The sequence below is a fragment of the Rickettsia sp. genome (assembly GCF_965035265.1).
In genome coordinates, this window is sequence record NZ_CBCDJS010000016.1 from 1 (window position 1) to 17392 (window position 17392).

Below are 17392 nucleotides of genomic sequence, written 5' to 3' on the forward strand. Positions count from 1 at the left end.
AAAGATTCCATTCAAGTATTGGGTATAAAAAACCTATGAATGTTTATCTGGATTACGTACAACATTATGAACAAATAGCAGCTCAATTTTAAGCAACATTACCAAGTACATTGTTCATATATTTTGTCTTGATTTTTCAGGCCATTATAATTCTACAAGTTTTTTAAAAAAATCTTCTTCAAAGCTTTTGGAAGAAGGACACATGTCAATTGTAAGAAATTGTCCTTTTACTTTATACATGCTATTCGTAGCACCGTAATTTTGTAATGTATAAGGTGCAGAGCTATATTTATTTAAAACTTTAATATACGGAGTTTTATTTAATTTTTTTAGAAGATTTTCTTTTTCTATTTTATTCGTAGGTAAAATTACCAGTTCTTGTAGAGCTAACTCAGTTTTAAAGGAATTTGGATCTACTAAAACGAAATGTGGTTTGTCATTATTTAAATAAGAACGAATAGCAATTTTTATTTTTTTATTTTCAGCAATTACAGGCAAAAATACCGGTTTATAATCAGTTATAATTGCTGCTTTTTCACTTCCATAACTTAAATTAAAAAATAATATTACAAAAATAAAGCTTAAAGTTCTTTTCATTTATTCGTCTCCATAACGCTTGTATAAAATTCCGCAATTTTCTCTTTTACCTCTGCGGGATCGTTCATCAAATTAACCGCACCTCTAAACCCTGCCGAATTCGGTAAACCGCTACTATACCAGCCAATATGTTTACGTGCAATAGGTACGCCCACAGATTCACCATAATAATCAAGTATCGCCTCATAATGCTCTGTTACGACATTTAGCTGCTCTGCTATAGAGGGGGCAGTTTTTTCTTCACCGGTTTTAAGATAATGATCGATTTGTGAAATAAGCCAAGGCTTACCGTACGCTCCTCTACCGACCATAATACCGTCCGCACCGGATTTTTGCAGAGCTTCTTTTGCTTTAGCAAAATTAGTAATATCACCGTTAGCAATAACCGGAATCTTTACAACTTCTTTAACTGATCGTATAAAATCCCAATCAGCATTACCCGAATAAAACTGACATCTCGTTCTACCGTGAACGGTAACCATCTTAATTCCTGAGCTTTCAGCAATTTTAGCCAAGCTCGGTGCGTTTTTTGTCTGATCATCCCAGCCCATACGCATTTTAACGGTTACCGGCAGCTTAACCGCTTTAACAGTGGCTTCAAAAATCTTAGCTGCCAGCTGCTCATCCCTCATTAGAGCCGAACCTGCATAACCGCCTACCACCTTTTTCGCCGGACAACCAAAATTAAGATCGATAATTTTTGCTCCCATATCCTCGTTCATTTTAGCAGCTTCAGCTATTACATTCGGCTCACAGCCTGCAAGCTGTACGCAAGCACTTGTTGCATCATCACGCATAATGGCACTTTTTTGTAGTGACTGCCTAGATTCCACAATCATTGCTCTACTCGCAACCATTTCAGAAACTACCAGCCCTGCACCGAATCTTTTCACCAATCTTCTAAATTCCAAATCCGTAACACCCGACATTGGAGCAAGGATTATATTTGAAGAAAGTACAATATCACCGATTTTGATCATAAAAACCGTTATAAAAATAAACGTCTACTATATCATAATTTTATATTTCTGTCCAACATCACTAATAAAATATAGACAAAAGCCGATTAATCTATTATAAGCTTATTGTTGTATTTCTTCTTATACCCTAATAAATGAAGAGTAAGTAGACGAAGTTTAATTTGGAAAAGAGCAAGGAGTTTATAAGTCGAGGAACGCAGCGTATACTTAATACGCGAGTACCACAGATCTTATTAAACGACGTAGCCAATTTTTCAAATTAAACGAGTATACATGGCCACGTAGCTCCGTCGGTAGAGCAAAGGACTGAAAATCCTTGTGTCGTTGGTTCGATTCCGACCGTGGCCACCACCATTTCTTATTAAATCTCGTCTTCTATATTCTCAATTAAATATCTATTGCATTTCTAAACTTATTTTTGTAATTTTAATTAACTTTAAGTTAATTTTTTAATCAGGAGAAATTATGTTTGCATTTTTTGGAGAACCGGATGAAGTATTATATGATAAATTAATAAAAGCAATAAAAAACGAAAATACGCTAGAAGCCGAAAGATTAATCGATAAAATAAAAAATATTGAGTTATTTAATCAACATGGTGGTGGTAATACAGCGTTAATTTTAGCAGCTGATAAAAAATTACCGATAGTTTGTAAAAAGCTTATCCCAAAAATGTCTAATGAAGCAATTAATATTACCGAGAATACACACAAGGATTCTGCACTAAGAAAGGCTATAAGGAACGATTTGGATGACGTTGCTCAAATGCTTATTCCTAGAACGTTTAAGGATAATATTAATGTTATTGATAGGTATCCCGGAAATACATTATTAATTTTAGCAGCCAAGAAAGGCATGAAAACAGTTTGTATACTGCTTATTTCACGAATGTCTGATGAGCTTGAGCTTATTAATCACGTCAACAAAGAGGGAGATACGGCTGCAAGCGTTGCGGCTGCAAGCGTCGCAAGTAAAGATACAAACTTTAAAGAAGTAGTGGATTTATTGCAACAAAAACAAGAAGCGTTTTTAAAAACAATAACAATAACAAAACAAAATATTGAGAACTCACTAAAAACAGTGAGTTCTGACCTAGAAAATGCTTTTAATACTAATAAGAAAACACTGGGTGATTTATTTAAGAAGGTACAAGAGCTAGGAGACGATAAAGCTGCTTTACTAAGGATAAATACAAAAATAGAAAATATTACAAATAATAATACCATTAGCAAAAAATTAATTGATTTAGATAACTATGTTAATTACTTAGTTGATAATCAAAAGACCCAAGATGACACTTCTAAAATGTTAGGTGATGTAGATAGTCCGCCTTTGGAATAAATAAATAGTTATTTTTTGGATTCCCGCTTCCGCGGGAATGACATCGAACGCGCTTTCAATTACTCCCAGTTAATAAGTTTTTTAAAGTAATTAATTTTATATAACAAAAAGTAATTTTCGCTACTTTTTAAAGCTCTCATATTTAATACACAATCATTCTCATCATAGATAAAAATTTTAACTAAGTTTAGATATGATAAAGTACCAAGAATAATTGAACGGACTAAACTAAGAGAGGCTTTTAAAAGCGTTTTATCAATTATAAGTATAATTTTTCGGTATGGCAATTTGAATAAAGTATGGATTAACTTATAGCAGGCATATGTGTTGTAAGGCTTCTTGGCTAAAATAAGTTCTATACTTACCACGCCCATTCCATTCGGATAGATTTCGCGTAATAAGTCTTTGTCTTTAATAATAAAATCTAGATACGGCTCTATTCTTTCTGCTACGGTTTTAGTGTTCATAACGGCTTAGTTCTCCTGATTAAACTTAAATAATTAAATTTAACCACCACAAAATATTTTATGGTGGTCAGGGAGTTCAAAAACCGTTAGAGAACAGTCATAATAGCCTTTAGGTTTAAAGTTTGCACTTTAAACCCTATTGTATAGCTAAAATCCCCCCGACCGTAACAAAGTCGAGGATTGTATTTTTATGGATAATACTAACCATCTCTAAAGGAGTTTTGAAGCTCCGAAACAGACTTAACTGTTCCAAGATGATTCTAAGCAAAACTTTAAACAAGTCAATATGATTATTGATTTCAAAAATTGGCATTGCCTAGAAAAAGTTGTTTTATGGTGTAGTGTAGTTTAGCTTTCCTATGTCATTCCAGCGTAGGCATTGTTGCGTGGATGCTAAATCGTCATTGCGAGGAGTGAAGCGACGCGGCAATCCAGAAAAACAATAAAAAATTCTGTAAATCAGAATTTTTTACTGGATTGCTTCGTCAAAACTTATAGTTTTTCCTCGCAATGACGATATCATTCTTTACTTAGCAATACCTTTTATGCTACCTGTAAATTTTGTTGCATAATAAAACTATCACTTATATACTGTCGCTAATGATTAATTTGCTTAAAGTTTCATATGGTAAGTAGTAATTTTTATAAAAATCTAGGACCACGAAAACTAACGGCAATTATAGATTTTTTACAAGATATTATAGAAGCTCCTAAAATCTATGAAGATATAGTAATTCATGATATTAAGATTTTACAAGAAGCGTCTTCAAACGATATTAGCTTTTTAAGCAATCCTAAATACTCCGAATTTTTAAAAACTACCAAAGCTGCTGCTTGCATCGTACCAAAAAATTTCGCCGGAAAAGTAGATCCAAATACCGTTTTACTACGTGCTACAAATTCATATTTTGCTTACGGCAAATTGATTGATTTTTTTTATGCTCCTATTAAATCATACCCTGCTAAAATAATGAAATCAGCCTGTATTGCAGATTCGGCAACTATCGGAAAAAATTGTTATATAGGTCATAACGTCGTTATTGAAGATGACGCTGTTATAGGTGATGATAGTATTATAGAATCCGGTAGTTTTATAGGTAGAGGTGTAAGCTTAGGCAGAAATGCTAAAATAGAATCAAATGTCTCAATAAATTACGCAATTATAGGCGATGATGCCGTCATACTTGCAGGTGCAAAAATAGGACAAGATGGATTTGGATTTTCTACCGAAAAAGGCGTACATCATAAAATATTTCATATAGGAATAGTTAAAATCGGCAATAATGTTGAAATTGGTAGCAACACTACCATTGATAGAGGCTCGCTTCAAGATACAATTATAGAAGATTTATGCCGCATAGATAATTTAGTACAAATAGGACACAGCGTAAGAATAGGCAGAGGTTCTATTATTGTAGCACAGGCAGGTATAGCAGGTAGTAGCGTAATCGGTAAATATTGCGCTCTTGGAGGACAGGTAGGAATCGCTGGACATCTAAATATAGGCGACGAGGTACAGATAGCAGCACAAGGCGGCGTAGCACAAAATATAGAAGCAGGTAAAATTGTCGGCGGTAGCCCCGCAGTACCTATTATGGATTGGCATAGACAATCTATTATTATGAAACAATTAGTAAAGACCTCTAATAGCAAATTAAAAAAGTAGTTTGCTATTAAAAATGGCTTTGTTGTGTGGATCAATTTTTTTATTGTCATCCCGTGGCTTGACCACGGGATCCAAAAAAACAACTAAAAATACTAATATTATTAGTATTTTTAACTGGATTCCGTGAATAAATCACGGAATGACAGAGATAAAACTGGTCCACCGCAGGCAACGCCTGCTCGCAATGACGGAAAATTTACATTAAAGAAGAGACCTAAATAAATGATTATCGATATTACAGAAATTATGGATCTGATACCTCATCGTTATCCATTTTTATTAGTAGATAGAGTACTTGAAATTGACCTTAATAAATCAATATTGGGTATTAAAAACGTTACTGTTAACGAACCGCAATTTACAGGGCATTTTCCGGCAAGACCTGTTATGCCCGGTGTTCTAATGGTTGAGGCTATGGCACAGCTTGCGGCTATATTAGTTGCTAAATCTTTAGGCTCTACTAAGAATAAAGAAGTGTTTTTAATGGCTATCGAAAATGCAAAATTTCGTAGAATCGTTCAGCCCGGGGATACTATGCATATCCATGCCACTATTGAGCAGCAAAGAGCTAACGTATGGAAATTTTCAAGTACGGTTACGGTCGAAGGTGAAATAGCCGCAGAAAGTAAATTTACTGCAATGATTAAAGATAAAACGTAGGATACTCGATGAACTTCAAAAATTGGCTACGTCGTTTTACAAGTGCTTCGGTGCTCACGTATTATTATACGCTCCGCTCCTCGCCTCATAAACTCCTTGCTCTTTTTGAAGTTGATCTTCGTATCGTCATATATTTGGAGTATAAGTAGTGTCAAATTCTAATACCCAGCTAACAGCAATACATCCTACAGCTATAATTGCAGAGGGTGCAAAGCTCGGCAAAAACATAAAAATCGGTCCGTACTGTATTATAAGTGCTGAAGTAGTACTTCATGATAATGTAGAGCTAAAATCTCATGTGGTAATTGAAGGGATTACGGAAATCGGTGAAAACACGGTTATTTACCCTTTTGCATCAATCGGTCAACCTCCGCAAATCTTAAAATATGCTAATGAGCGATCAAGCACAATAATCGGTTCTAATAATACTATTAGAGAATATGTTACGGTGCAAGCAGGAAGCCAAGGCGGCGGAATGGTGACAAGAATAGGAAATAATAATTTATTTATGGTCGGTGTTCATATCGGTCATGACTGTAAAATCGGCAATAACGTAGTATTTGCTAATTACGTAAGCCTAGCGGGTCATATTGAGGTAGGTGATTACGCAATAATAGGTGGATTATCGGCAGTTCATCAATATGCTAGAATCGGTGAATATTCGATGATCGGCGGGCTATCACCGGTCGGAGCAGACGTAATACCTTTTGGGCTTGTAAGCAGTAAGCGTGCAGTGCTTGAGGGTTTAAATCTAATTGGTATGAATAGAAAAGGTTTTGATAAAGCAGAGTCTTTAAGTGCTTTAAAAGCTATCGAAGAAATCTTCTCAGGCGAAGGTAATTTTGCTGAGCGTATAAAACAAGTTACAGAGAAGTATAAAAATAATTCTATAATAATGCAAATTATCGATTTTCTTAATCAAGATAGTAGTAGAGCATTTTGTCGTTTTGAGAAGTGAATTTATTTAACTAGCGATATGTAACACTTTGTGTTACAATTAAACATTATAAGCAGGATTATTTTAATTTATTAAAGGGGATAAAAATGACAAAAAGTATTACGACTAGTATACGTTTAGAAATAAATTTAAGTAAAAAACTTGAAAAAGCAGCTCATGATTTACACCGTGGCAAAAGCTGGATAATTAGTGAAGCAATACGTGTATATCTTAAACAACTAGATAATTCAGACGTAGCTAAAGAAGCTAGACGTCAATCCTTATTAGCTAGAAAAGAAAACAATCCTGATGCCGATTTATGGTTAAAACACAATGAAGAAAGTTGGCTAGATGAATGGAAATAATAGAAATTAAAAAAGGATATATTGTTGCTTGTGTAATATCTGGAGATTATGGTAAACCTCGTCCCGCTGTTGTTGTTCAATCTAATTTACATAAAAATCATCCCAGTATAACAGTTTGCCCTCTAACAACGGATTTAATAGATGCCCCAACTTTTCGCCTGTTATTGACTCCTACAGCGCTAAATGGTCTTAATTTAGAATCTCATATTATGGTTGATAAAATTAGTGCTATAAGAAGTGATAAAATTCAAAAAAAATTGGTGAATTATCACCTGAACAACTAGAAGAGTTAATTGAAGCTATTAAATCATGGATTAATTAGCTATCAATTTTCTCATTTTTTCTTGCAAAGAATTTTGGCGTAAACGAGTTTTTAAGCTCTTAAAATCAATCATTTCTGCTTTTTGATTCTGCTGGCTACAGGCAAAAATATATTTCTGCTCTCCTTTGACCTTTTGGATACATTGTCCACAAATCCCTTTCATCATACATTGCATCGATGAGTTAACGCTAACTATTAACTCTGTATCCTCGCCGAATATTTCATTTTTTAAACTTTGTAATTCTTCTATTATTTCAGGGGAAGCATTAATTATTACTATATCCGCTGAAACTAATTTATCATTTTTTATATCAGGATAGGTGCAGCTAGATTCAGAAAGCTTTAGACAAGATGAATTGACGACTGAGCCTGCGGAGCGTACAAAAGTACGTGAGCAAAGGCGAGCGTCAGAGAATTCGCTTGTATCAGGCTTTCTGAATGACGCTGTAAAAAATATAACTTCATTATTATTGTCCTTTAGAACCTTCAATAAGCCTACATTACCGACTTCGGAATCAATAATAACTATTTTTTTATTTTGAGGTATTTCTAGCGGCGAGCCTGTCGGTCCCATTAAAACCACTTTCTCATTTTCGGATAATGTTTTACATAAGCTAGTTGATTTACCGACTTCAAAAACTATAAAACTAATTAAGCCTTTTTCTATATCAATATCTATAGGGCTTAAGGCTACCGGCTCTATTAACTTAGTAATATCTTCAGAATAATTTTGTAAGCGAAAAAACTGTCCGAACTTAAAATTTTTAGCAGCAAGCGGTGAATGAATTATCAACTCAAAAGTTTTATCATCTAGAATATTTATTTTATTAACCCTAGAGGTTAGCAAATAATCAAGCTGCGTTATAAAGTCTTTGTAACTACCTTTAAAGCTAGGGTTATTATTTATAAGTCTTTTGTTAATAACGTCGTAACCATCTTTGGTACTAGCAAGAGCTTTCACCACACTACCCGAATATTTAGGATTACAATCACCAAAATAACTATATTTATCCTCATCAAATTCGTTATTACTTTCAATGCCAACTGCCATAATCACGGTTTTGGCTTTTATGTTATTAATATCCTTTATGTCATTCCCGCGAAAGCGGGAATCCAGTAACTTAGAATCAATTAAACTTGAGTTTGTATTATTTTTTTCTAGATTCCCGCTTTCGCGGGAATGACATAATACTGGCTCGCAATGACGATCCTCAAACTCCACCCCCTCTACATGACCGTATTTATCAATATTAATACTTAAAGGCTGCATATTTTCCTTAAAATCAACACCAAGTGCTAATGCATATATTAGCTCCTCGTGATTTAGTTTATACGCCGGCGAATCTTGCAGTTTTCCACGATAATAAACAGTAGCACCACCAAGCTTATTAAAAACCTTTCTTAATTCTTCATTATTCTTAGCTTCTTTAAATAATTTTGCATGAGCAATAAATTCCTCGGCTATTTCTTTATCTTCCTCCGCTAAATCTTTTTCTATATAATATTCGGCAAATTCCTCTACTTGCTTTTTATAGTAATATAGACTTTCCGTTGCTGCGTCTAAGGAAGTAAGGCCTCCGCCGATTACCGCAATCGGCATCCTAATTACCATATTAGTATTAGAATTTTCTAAAAATGCTCCTCCGCTTTGCAAAGTCATTAAGAAATCGGAAGCTGTTTTTACGCCCTTAGCTTCAAAATTTTCTATCTCTAAAACTTTCGGCTGACCTGCTCCAATGCAAAAAGCTATATGGTCAAAACCCAAATCTAGAGCTTGTTCTTTCGTTATATTAAAATCTAAGGCTACTCCATCATAATATTTGAAATTATTATTTCTCTCGAGTATTAGCCGCAATATATCAAGGTTATTTTTATCCCACCGAACAGTAATCCCATATTCTGCTACCCCTCCAAATCCTCTTGGCGTTCTCTCTGATAATAAGCTTTTATACTCATGCCAAAATTTTATAGGCTTATGAACATCAAATGGTAAGGGAGTAATTTTTAAGCCGTCAATAGCCACTACATTATGGCCTGACCTTAATAAATAATAGCTGAGACTGAAGCCTGCCGGTCCAAGACCCGTAACTAAAATATTATAATTAGTAGATTCTTTCGGCAGCGGAGCATAGATATTAAGCGGATTCCAGCGAGTCAGAAGTAAGTATATTTCTAAACCGTAAGGTAATTTAAGTGTTTCTTCTAAAATATTTGATTCTATTAATGGAATATTTACCGGATCTTGCTTTTGGTAAATACAAGCCTTAGAGCAATCATTACAAATTCTATGACCCGTTGCCGCAACCATGGGATTATCAATAACAATAATCGCAAGAGCGCTTAGGTTAAAACCTTGTGCCTTAACATAATTCATCTCAGAAATTTTTTGTTTTAACGGGCAGCCCGTCATCCCGTGGCTTGTCCACGGGATCTCAGGAGGCAGTTTGTGATCCAAGATCCCGCGGTCAAGCCGCGGGATGACATTTATTCCCTTGGAACAGCTATCCTTATCCTGCTTATGACAATAAATACAATAATGAGAATGGTTTAAAGCTTCATCTAAATTTAAAAAGGTATCTGTATAGTTAAAATCTATTCTCTCATTCTTTTGATATTTTAATATTTTTTTATCGTCTATTAGATTTTCTTTGTCTAATTTTTGTGGGAGGTTGAATAGGATGTCATCGTTTCTTATGTCATCCTCGTGAAAACGGGGATCTAGACTTGATTTTTTTGGATTCCCGCTTTCGCGGGAATGACACAATGAAAAGGAATGACAGTGATCATAAACTCGGCAAGCAACATATCTAGCTGCTATATCTAATTCTGCGACAAAACCCTCTTCATCCTGTTGCCATATAATGATCTGCTTAGCAAATTCTTTAGAAGTAAAATTCGTACCTATTAATTCAGATAATTTTAAATACACCTCTTCAAAATCAATATCTTTTATTTTTTCCTGTGAGTATTTTTTTACTGCATAACGCTCTACAAATTTCCTTTTACATTCATAAATAACATCAAAATCTTTATGCTTTAATCTTGATATAGTTACTTCTTTTGAAATGCAAAATAACTCGGCTAGAAAATCATCTAAATGAGGGGAAATTTTTAACAAAAATTCGGAATAATCTTGGAGAATAATAGAGGAAGAAGCCAATCTAAATAATATTAAATCTTTATGCAGAAATTTATCAGCTTTAAAGAGATAATCTAAAAATATTTGATCTAATTTTTTAAGTCCGGTTAAATCTAATTCATTAAAATCTAGATTAAAACCAAGTTTCATAAATAATAAATAACTCTTTTAGAAAATTGTCTGTAAATTAAATAACTTATACAAACAGTAATAAATGCAACTATAATAGACTTAACTATCAGCATCATATCCGGTAATGTTCCGTCAATTACCAATGCTTGTACAGGTCTTATAACTAAAAAGAACGGGTTAAACTCAAAATATATTTTTTTAGGTTCCGGAATTAGCGAATAGGGATAAACTATCGGTATACTCCAATAAATAACTCCAAGAACAACACTCAACATTTGCGGAATATCTCGAATATACGGAGTTAAAAATGCTACTGCAATAGAGCCGCTAATTACGCTAATTACTAACGGTAGAATTAATATCGGCATAAATATTATTTGCCAAGAAAATTTCTCAGGAAATAATAAAACAAAAGCAACATACATTGCCGAAAATGAACAAATTAAAGTATATAATTGCCCTAAACTGTCTGCAACTGGAAAAAAAGTTTTAGAAATTCTAACTTTTTTTATTATTTGATCACGGGTTACCAAAGAACTCGAGCAAATTGTTAGGCTACTTACTATAAAACTCCATAAAGGAATACCACCAACTAGGTTCATTACCATAAATTCTCTTGGTTGTCTTAATAAAAAACCGAAAAAATATGAAATTACCATTATGTGAATAAAAGGCTGAATTAAACTCCATAAAGAACCCAAAAAAGAATCCTTATTTTGTCTAATTATAGAAGCTTTAACCAGTAATGCTATTGCCTGCCAGTATTTTTTAGAAAAAAAATACTTTATCATTTATGGGTTTCTCCATTATAAATTTTAAACATTTCTGATGGATTTCCATCGCCGATAATATTACCGTCACGTAATAATATACATCTATCGCAATTATCTTTTATAATTTCTTCTTGATGGCTTACTATTATTGAAATAGGAGTATTTTTAAATTTATTCTTCATTAAATTAAGAGATTTTTCTATAAAATAGCTATCGCCTGCTGCAAAAACTTCATCAAGTAACAAAATTTGTGGATTTTGAAATATTGATACAGAAAAAGCGAGACGGGATAACATTCCTGAACTATAGTTTTTTATCGTTAAATCGATTTTTTTACCAAGTTCTGAAAAATCTATAATTTCTTGTTCTATTTTTTTGCTATATTTATTGAGCATATTGTTATATAGCATCAACATTTTTATATTTTCACGTCCAGTTTGCTCAAGCTCAAAACCCACTCCCATATCTATGATTGCCGCAATATCTCCATGAACTTTAACTGTACCTGATTTTAACGGATATATTCCTGCGATTAGCTTTAAAAGAGAGCTTTTTCCTGAACCGTTACTTCCTATAAAAGCTATTTTCTCTCCCTCATAACAAGAAAAATTAATATTGTTTAATATGGGTATATTTGGAGAAAGAGAAACTCCTTTTTTTAAAAAAAAATGTTTTAAACCTTGAGCTCTTTTATGAGTATCAATACCCTCAACATAACCATTGGCTATCTCTATAAATACTTTTGAATGGCTAAGTGACATAAAATAAATATTAAATAGATTTATTAATCCAGTCTAAAAGAGAGTTTTTTTGCTGCAAACCTATTTTAGTATCTTTCTGTTCACCGTTTTTAAATAACATTACCGTCGGAATACTACGAATACCATATTTTGATGGAGTATCAGGGTTATCATCAATATTCATCTTAAGTACTTTTACTTTGCCTTGTAATTCTTTACTGATTTCATCTATTATCGGTGTTAACATTTTGCACGGTCCACACCATTCTGCCCAAAAATCAACCAGTACAGGTAAATCCGATTCCAACACCTCTTTTTCAAAAGAGCTATCCGTTACATTATTTGCCATAATTTATCCTCTGTGTTGTATGGATGTCATTGCGAGCGACTAAAAGGAGTGAGGCAATCTCAGGATTTTGGCACGAGATTGCTTCGTCAAAATTTTCAATTTTTCCTCGCAATGACGAAAAAATATAAATAAAATTATAAATTACTCATCTCTACTTGTAAATGATGAAAATATTTTATTTATTATATTTATTCTTCCTATTATAATATATCCGCATTATTAAAGCCGCCGTTTCTTCTATTGATCTAGTTGATACATCAATTACCGGCCAATTTCTTTGCCCGCAAATTTTTTTAACTTCCAAACACTCTTTTTGTACTATATTAAAATCCGTATAGCTTTTATTCTCGTTAATTTGCAATAAATTTAATCTAGCTTCTCTTATCTCAATTAATCTATTTGGATTAATGACCAGTCCTACTACCAATTGATCTATATCTTTTTCTATAAAATCAGGAAAAGGACAATTATAAACATAAGGAATATTGGCAGCTTTTAGCCCATTATATGCTAAGAATACAGAAGTCGGAGTTTTAGAAGTCCTAGAAGGACCTATTAATATTATATCAGCGAAAGGCAGCTCATTAAGCATTTGTCCGTCATCATGTCTTATAGCATAATCTATTGCATTAAGAGTATCAAAATAAGTTTTATCAAATTTATAATTATAATTTTGCTCTTTTTCTATTTCAATACCTGAAAAAACAGACATTTCTTTAATAATTTTACCTATTACGGAAATACACGGGATTTTTAATTCATAGCAAAATTTTGTTAATGTTTTTCTTAGTTCTTGATCGGCAATCGTATATAATACTATACCGTGTTTTAGCTTAATTTTATTTAGTACTTCATTTAGCAATTCCAAATTTCTAATCATTGGCCAATGATATAATTTTGGTTTTACGGAAGTAAATTGTGCAAGAGCAGAACTTGCTGCATATTTCGCTGTTTGTACGGAAGAGTCTGAAACCAAGTGAATAATTAGCTTTGTCATACTTTACACATGTAATTGTGGATAAATTTTTTAATAACTTATTATTTTTCTAATTAATATCTATTAAAAATTTCCTCAAATCCTTATTAAATCAAGCAAATCTAGTATATTTTCTTTTAAATAAATAGTTTGTGGATAAAATTGTGAATAAATAACATTTTTCTTTGAAAAAATAGTTTTTTCTAAGCTATAAACAAAGATTACACTTAATTATCCACTTACATAAATCTATTGCAAATTTATGTGAATACTAATTAAAAATGCTAATATTTTTAAGAAAAATATTAGTGAAAATTTTGTTGATAACTTTGTTCAAAAGATTTAATCTACATAATTCTGTTTACATAAACAACACTTAATAAAAATATTTATTATATTTAATTTTATAGTAGTACAATGAAACAACTTTTAAGTCCTGTAAAAGGACCTAACGATAATATACCTATTTGGTTTATGCGTCAGGCAGGCAGACATTTACCGGAATATAGAAAAGTAAGAGAAAGCGTAAAAAATTTCTTAGATTTTTGTTATGACGTAGATAAAGCTACAGAAGTAACACTACAACCGATAAGGCGTTATAATCTTGATGCAGCTATTATTTTTTCTGATATATTAGTTTTGCCTCATGCTCTTGGATGGGAAGTGGATTTTAAAGAAAATATAGGTCCTGTATTAAGACAATTTAAATCGCAAGAAGATTTTAAATATCTACAAAATGATCCAAGTAGTAAATTAGAAAAAGTTTATGAAATAATAAAAAAAGTAAAAGAAGAATTACCATTATCTACTTCCTTAATAGGATTTACAGGTAGTCCTTGGACAGTGATGAGCTATATGCTGGAAGGAAAAGGAAAACAGGATTTTAAAATAAGCAAAAAATTTATATATGAAAATAAAATACTTGCTAGAAAATTATTAGATTTTATTACGGAAAAAACAGCTTCTCATCTTATAAATCAAGCAAAGTCAGGAGCAGATATTTTAAAGCTTTTTGATTCATGGTCAGGAGTACTTGCAGAAGAAGAATTTACTGAATTTGTAATAGAGCCAACAAAGAAGATTATATCAAGAGTAAAAGAAATTTTTCCGAATGTTCCAATAATTGCTTTTCCTAAAGGAGCAGGATTATTATACGAGAAGTTTATAAAAGAAGTACCGATAGATATTTTAGCACTAGATCAAACAGTTCCGCTTGAAAAAATGAGACAATGGAGCGATAAGGTAATAGTACAAGGTAATTTAGATCCTATCATACTGCTTACTAATAAAGAAATTATTAAAGAAAAAGCTTACAAAATTTTTTCAGCAATGAAAGGAAAGAATTTTATATTTAATTTAGGACATGGTATTTTACCTGAAACACCTCCAGAAAATGTAGAATTTTTAACAGAATATGTTAGAAATTTTAAAGAATAGTGAATAATATGAAGAAAAAAATAGCAATAGTACTTTTTAATTTGGGAGGTCCAGATAGTCTTAAATCAGTAAAGCCTTTTCTATTTAATTTATTTTATGATAAAGCTATAATTAATCTTCCAAATCCCTTACGTTATATTATTGCAAAAATAATTTCTATTACTAGAGAAAGAAAATCTCAAAAAATTTATTCTTTAATAGGAGGTAAATCGTCTTTACCTAAAGAAACACAAGAGCAGAAATTAGCGTTAACCAAAAAGCTAAAGCAACTAGTAAAAGAAGATCTCGCCATTTTTATAAATATGCGATATTCAGCACCGTTTGCCAAAGAAACAATAGAGCAAATAAAAGAATATAATCCAAATGAGATAATATTGTTACCTCTATATCCTCAGTTTTCAAGTACTACAACAGGGTCATCGGTTAAAAATTTTTTAAAAAGCCTTGATATAGATATCCCGATAAAAACAGTTTGTTGTTATCCTCTAGAAGAAGATTTTATAAAAGCTCATGTTTCTTTAATAAAGGAAAAACTATATGATAAAAATTTTCGTATATTATTTTCTGCTCATGGGTTACCTGAAAAAATAATAAAAGCAGGTGATCCTTATAGTTTTCAGATAAAAGAAACAGTAAAAGCAATAGTCAAAGAATTAAATATAAAAGATTTAGATTATAAGATAACTTATCAAAGTAGGGTAGGACCTATAGAGTGGTTAAAACCGAATACGGAAGACGAAATAGAGATAGCTGGAAAGTTAAAAAAAGATATAATCATCGTACCTATATCATTTGTATCCGAACATGTTGAAACATTAGTAGAACTTGATATTGAGTATAAATTAATCGCAGATAAATATGAAATTCAATATACTCGAATCCCGACGCTTGGGACGAATAAAAGTTTTATTAATAGTTTGACAAATATATTGCTACGATTTATTAATAAGGTTGATACTAATTTAGTTACGAGTAGCTCTAGTAAAAGAATATGTCCAAACGAATTTACTAAATGTTTGTGTAAATTAAAAAATTAATAAGGGAAAAAATGGCAAGTTACTATCTATGGTTTAAGTCAATCCATCTGATATCTGCTATATGTTGGATGGCAGGACTTCTTTATTTACCTAGAATATATGTTTATCATACCAAAGCTAAAATAGGTAGTGAGCTAGATAGTACTTTACAAGTAATGGAGCTAAAATTACTCAGATTCATTATGAATCCGGCAATGATTAGCACATTTATATTTGGTTTAATAAATGCTCATATTTACGGGTTTGTTGCTCTTGATACTTGGTTTCACGTTAAAATGTTTGCAGTGTTAATTTTAGTGATATTTCACGGTTTACTTGCAAGATGGCGAAAAGATTTTGCAACTAGTAAGAATGTGCATTCAGAAAAATTTTACCGCATAGTTAATGAGATTCCGGCTATTTGTATGATTATTGCAGTAATAATGGTTATAGTAAAACCTTTTGACTAATATTTATTCTGTTTTGTCATACTGTAGCTTGACCACGGTATCCATAAATACAACTTAAAATATTAAATAGTGGGAATGACATAAATGAAAACAATGCCTGCTTATCTATACTTTGGCAATACCAAATATTGCTTCTAGTTTTGCTAAGCGTTTCTCTATTGCGTCGATATCTCTCTTTTTCAAAGGTCTTTCCAACAACTCTGCTATCTCAACTTTTAGGATTTCTAAATTTTCTTTTGAAGTAAACTCTGCTACGAGTTCAGGTAGGGTTTTTGGTATTTTGGTTGAACATATGGACACTCCTAATTGATTAAACTTAAATTGCTCAAGTTTCAACCACCGAAGTTTAACTTTGGTGGTCGGGGAAGTAAGAAAACCATCAACGATAGCCATAATAGCCTTTAGGTTTAAACCTTGGACATAACTATTATAACCCCGACCAGAATAAAGTCGAGGATTGCGTCATTTTATGGTCGACACAAATACCACGTTGATTAAGAGGTTCTTACGTCCCGAAATAGCATTTTGCTATTTCAGTTAGAATTTATACCTAACTTCCTTTAAAAGTCAATTGATAACTTATTTTATTTAAACTAATAGTTTTATTTATATAGAAGATTTTTTATTTCTAATATAAGTTGTAAAATTTATTTAGAATATCTATAATTCATAAAAAATAATATGGAACATTATGAATAATAGCGATGAACTTAATAAGTTAGTAATTTTTAAAGATAAAACCATTAGGAGAATTTTGCATAACAACGAGTGGTGGTTTTCGGTAGTCGATGTAGTAGGAGCATTGACTGATAGTTCTGATTCTAGTGCTTATTGGCGTAAGCTTAAACAAAGATTAAGTGAGGAAAAAAGTGAAGTCGTGACAAATTGTCACGGTTTGAAATTGGAAGCATCTGATGGTAAAATGAGATTAACAGATTGTGCAAATACAGAATCATTACTTCGTATTATACAATCTATTCCGTCTCCAAAAGCAGAACCTTTTAAACAATGGCTTGCTAAAGTCG

General features: G+C 32.1%; 18 protein-coding genes, 1 tRNA gene and 1 pseudogene. 11 read left to right on the plus strand and 9 right to left on the minus strand.

The window, feature by feature from the left end:
• Positions 1 to 147: 147 nt before the first annotated feature.
• Together AC1Z7D_RS01970 and dusB are read right to left on the minus strand one after the other, a co-directional pair.
• Positions 148 to 597: pseudogene (locus AC1Z7D_RS01970) on the minus strand (hypothetical protein); the annotation flags it as partial.
• The gene (gene dusB, locus AC1Z7D_RS01975; protein ID WP_482601498.1) at positions 594 to 1577 is read right to left on the minus strand and encodes a tRNA dihydrouridine synthase DusB; all 984 of its coding nucleotides are present in this window, start codon (positions 1575 to 1577) and stop codon (positions 594 to 596) included. The gene dusB and the pseudogene AC1Z7D_RS01970, both read right to left, overlap by 4 nt.
• Positions 1578 to 1852: 275 nt before the next feature.
• Between dusB and AC1Z7D_RS01980 the strand changes: the two genes are divergently transcribed.
• Positions 1853 to 1928, plus strand: a tRNA-Phe gene (locus AC1Z7D_RS01980).
• 114 nt (positions 1929 to 2042) lie between these two features.
• Entirely contained in the window at positions 2043 to 2918 is an 876-nt protein-coding gene (locus AC1Z7D_RS01985) for a hypothetical protein (protein WP_482601499.1), read from the plus strand.
• A 59-nt stretch (positions 2919 to 2977) separates the two neighbouring features.
• On the opposite strand, the gene AC1Z7D_RS01990 is transcribed toward AC1Z7D_RS01985, so the two are convergent.
• Positions 2978 to 3385: a hypothetical protein gene (locus AC1Z7D_RS01990; protein WP_482601500.1), complete on the minus strand. Its 408-nt coding sequence runs from the start codon at positions 3383 to 3385 to the stop codon at positions 2978 to 2980.
• Positions 3386 to 4010: 625 nt separating this feature from the next.
• Here AC1Z7D_RS01990 and lpxD point away from each other — a divergent pair.
• From lpxD to AC1Z7D_RS02015, 5 genes are all read left to right on the plus strand, one after another.
• Complete coding sequence (lpxD, locus tag AC1Z7D_RS01995) at positions 4011 to 5051, plus strand: UDP-3-O-(3-hydroxymyristoyl)glucosamine N-acyltransferase (protein ID WP_482601501.1); 1041 nt, start codon at positions 4011 to 4013, stop codon at positions 5049 to 5051.
• 222 nt (positions 5052 to 5273) lie between these two features.
• A complete protein-coding gene (fabZ, locus tag AC1Z7D_RS02000) occupies positions 5274 to 5711 on the plus strand; it encodes a 3-hydroxyacyl-ACP dehydratase FabZ (protein ID WP_482601502.1) in 438 nt (145 codons plus the stop codon).
• A 148-nt stretch (positions 5712 to 5859) separates the two neighbouring features.
• Positions 5860 to 6669 (plus strand): acyl-ACP--UDP-N-acetylglucosamine O-acyltransferase, encoded by an 810-nt coding sequence (lpxA, locus tag AC1Z7D_RS02005; protein ID WP_482601503.1) that lies wholly within the window; start codon positions 5860 to 5862, stop codon positions 6667 to 6669.
• Positions 6670 to 6755: 86 nt separating this feature from the next.
• The gene (locus AC1Z7D_RS02010; protein ID WP_482601504.1) at positions 6756 to 7013 is read left to right on the plus strand and encodes a CopG family ribbon-helix-helix protein; all 258 of its coding nucleotides are present in this window, start codon (positions 6756 to 6758) and stop codon (positions 7011 to 7013) included.
• Positions 7004 to 7297 (plus strand): type II toxin-antitoxin system PemK/MazF family toxin, encoded by a 294-nt coding sequence (locus AC1Z7D_RS02015; protein ID WP_482601505.1) that lies wholly within the window; start codon positions 7004 to 7006, stop codon positions 7295 to 7297. Before AC1Z7D_RS02010 ends, AC1Z7D_RS02015 begins: the two co-directional genes overlap by 10 nt.
• Positions 7298 to 7327: 30 nt before the next feature.
• Here the strand turns inward: AC1Z7D_RS02015 and AC1Z7D_RS02020 are convergent, their stop codons facing one another.
• The 5 genes from AC1Z7D_RS02020 to AC1Z7D_RS02040 form a co-directional block, all read right to left on the minus strand.
• Positions 7328 to 10624: an FAD-dependent oxidoreductase gene (locus tag AC1Z7D_RS02020; protein WP_482601506.1), complete on the minus strand. Its 3297-nt coding sequence runs from the start codon at positions 10622 to 10624 to the stop codon at positions 7328 to 7330.
• On the minus strand, positions 10621 to 11397 hold the full coding sequence (locus tag AC1Z7D_RS02025; RefSeq protein WP_482601507.1) for an ABC transporter permease: 777 nt from the start codon (positions 11395 to 11397) through the stop codon (positions 10621 to 10623). The genes AC1Z7D_RS02020 and AC1Z7D_RS02025 overlap by 4 nt, the downstream gene beginning before the upstream one ends.
• On the minus strand, positions 11394 to 12140 hold the full coding sequence (locus AC1Z7D_RS02030; RefSeq protein ID WP_482601508.1) for an ABC transporter ATP-binding protein: 747 nt from the start codon (positions 12138 to 12140) through the stop codon (positions 11394 to 11396). Before AC1Z7D_RS02030 ends, AC1Z7D_RS02025 begins: the two co-directional genes overlap by 4 nt.
• Before the next feature lie 10 nt (positions 12141 to 12150).
• Positions 12151 to 12468, minus strand: coding sequence for a thioredoxin (gene trxA / locus AC1Z7D_RS02035; RefSeq protein WP_482601509.1), 318 nt, complete (start codon positions 12466 to 12468; stop codon positions 12151 to 12153).
• 175 nt (positions 12469 to 12643) lie between these two features.
• A complete protein-coding gene (locus AC1Z7D_RS02040) occupies positions 12644 to 13465 on the minus strand; it encodes a pyruvate, water dikinase regulatory protein (protein WP_482601510.1) in 822 nt (273 codons plus the stop codon).
• 396 nt (positions 13466 to 13861) lie between these two features.
• Here AC1Z7D_RS02040 and hemE point away from each other — a divergent pair, with 396 nt between their 5' ends.
• The 3 genes from hemE to hemJ are packed head-to-tail and all read left to right on the plus strand — an operon-like array spanning position 13862 to position 16367.
• The gene (gene hemE / locus AC1Z7D_RS02045; RefSeq protein WP_482601511.1) at positions 13862 to 14881 is read left to right on the plus strand and encodes a uroporphyrinogen decarboxylase; all 1020 of its coding nucleotides are present in this window, start codon (positions 13862 to 13864) and stop codon (positions 14879 to 14881) included.
• 8 nt (positions 14882 to 14889) lie between these two features.
• Positions 14890 to 15918: a ferrochelatase gene (gene hemH, locus AC1Z7D_RS02050; RefSeq protein WP_482601512.1), complete on the plus strand. Its 1029-nt coding sequence runs from the start codon at positions 14890 to 14892 to the stop codon at positions 15916 to 15918.
• A gap of 11 nt (positions 15919 to 15929) precedes the next feature.
• Entirely contained in the window at positions 15930 to 16367 is a 438-nt protein-coding gene (hemJ, locus tag AC1Z7D_RS02055) for a protoporphyrinogen oxidase HemJ (protein WP_482601513.1), read from the plus strand.
• A gap of 105 nt (positions 16368 to 16472) precedes the next feature.
• Here the strand turns inward: hemJ and AC1Z7D_RS02060 are convergent, their stop codons facing one another.
• Positions 16473 to 16760, minus strand: coding sequence for a hypothetical protein (locus AC1Z7D_RS02060; protein WP_482601514.1), 288 nt, complete (start codon positions 16758 to 16760; stop codon positions 16473 to 16475).
• Between the two features lie 298 nt (positions 16761 to 17058).
• Between AC1Z7D_RS02060 and AC1Z7D_RS02065 the strand changes: the two genes are divergently transcribed.
• Positions 17059 to 17392 (plus strand): BRO-N domain-containing protein (locus tag AC1Z7D_RS02065; RefSeq protein WP_482601515.1); only part of this gene is annotated, 334 nt, incomplete at its 3' end.

Coding starts and splice junctions, on each gene's coding strand:
- dusB (WP_482601498.1), bottom strand. CDS start 1,577: ATGATCAAAATCGGTGATATTGTACTTTCTTCAAATATAATCCTTGCT.
- AC1Z7D_RS01985 (WP_482601499.1), top strand. CDS start 2,043: ATGTTTGCATTTTTTGGAGAACCGGATGAAGTATTATATGATAAATTA.
- AC1Z7D_RS01990 (WP_482601500.1), bottom strand. CDS start 3,385: ATGAACACTAAAACCGTAGCAGAAAGAATAGAGCCGTATCTAGATTTT.
- lpxD (WP_482601501.1), top strand. CDS start 4,011: ATGGTAAGTAGTAATTTTTATAAAAATCTAGGACCACGAAAACTAACG.
- fabZ (WP_482601502.1), top strand. CDS start 5,274: ATGATTATCGATATTACAGAAATTATGGATCTGATACCTCATCGTTAT.
- AC1Z7D_RS02010 (WP_482601504.1), top strand. CDS start 6,756: ATGACAAAAAGTATTACGACTAGTATACGTTTAGAAATAAATTTAAGT.
- AC1Z7D_RS02015 (WP_482601505.1), top strand. CDS start 7,004: ATGGAAATAATAGAAATTAAAAAAGGATATATTGTTGCTTGTGTAATA.
- AC1Z7D_RS02020 (WP_482601506.1), bottom strand. CDS start 10,624: ATGAAACTTGGTTTTAATCTAGATTTTAATGAATTAGATTTAACCGGA.
- AC1Z7D_RS02025 (WP_482601507.1), bottom strand. CDS start 11,397: ATGATAAAGTATTTTTTTTCTAAAAAATACTGGCAGGCAATAGCATTA.
- AC1Z7D_RS02030 (WP_482601508.1), bottom strand. CDS start 12,140: ATGTCACTTAGCCATTCAAAAGTATTTATAGAGATAGCCAATGGTTAT.
- trxA (WP_482601509.1), bottom strand. CDS start 12,468: ATGGCAAATAATGTAACGGATAGCTCTTTTGAAAAAGAGGTGTTGGAA.
- AC1Z7D_RS02040 (WP_482601510.1), bottom strand. CDS start 13,465: ATGACAAAGCTAATTATTCACTTGGTTTCAGACTCTTCCGTACAAACA.
- hemE (WP_482601511.1), top strand. CDS start 13,862: ATGAAACAACTTTTAAGTCCTGTAAAAGGACCTAACGATAATATACCT.
- hemH (WP_482601512.1), top strand. CDS start 14,890: ATGAAGAAAAAAATAGCAATAGTACTTTTTAATTTGGGAGGTCCAGAT.
- hemJ (WP_482601513.1), top strand. CDS start 15,930: ATGGCAAGTTACTATCTATGGTTTAAGTCAATCCATCTGATATCTGCT.
- AC1Z7D_RS02060 (WP_482601514.1), bottom strand. CDS start 16,760: ATGGCTATCGTTGATGGTTTTCTTACTTCCCCGACCACCAAAGTTAAA.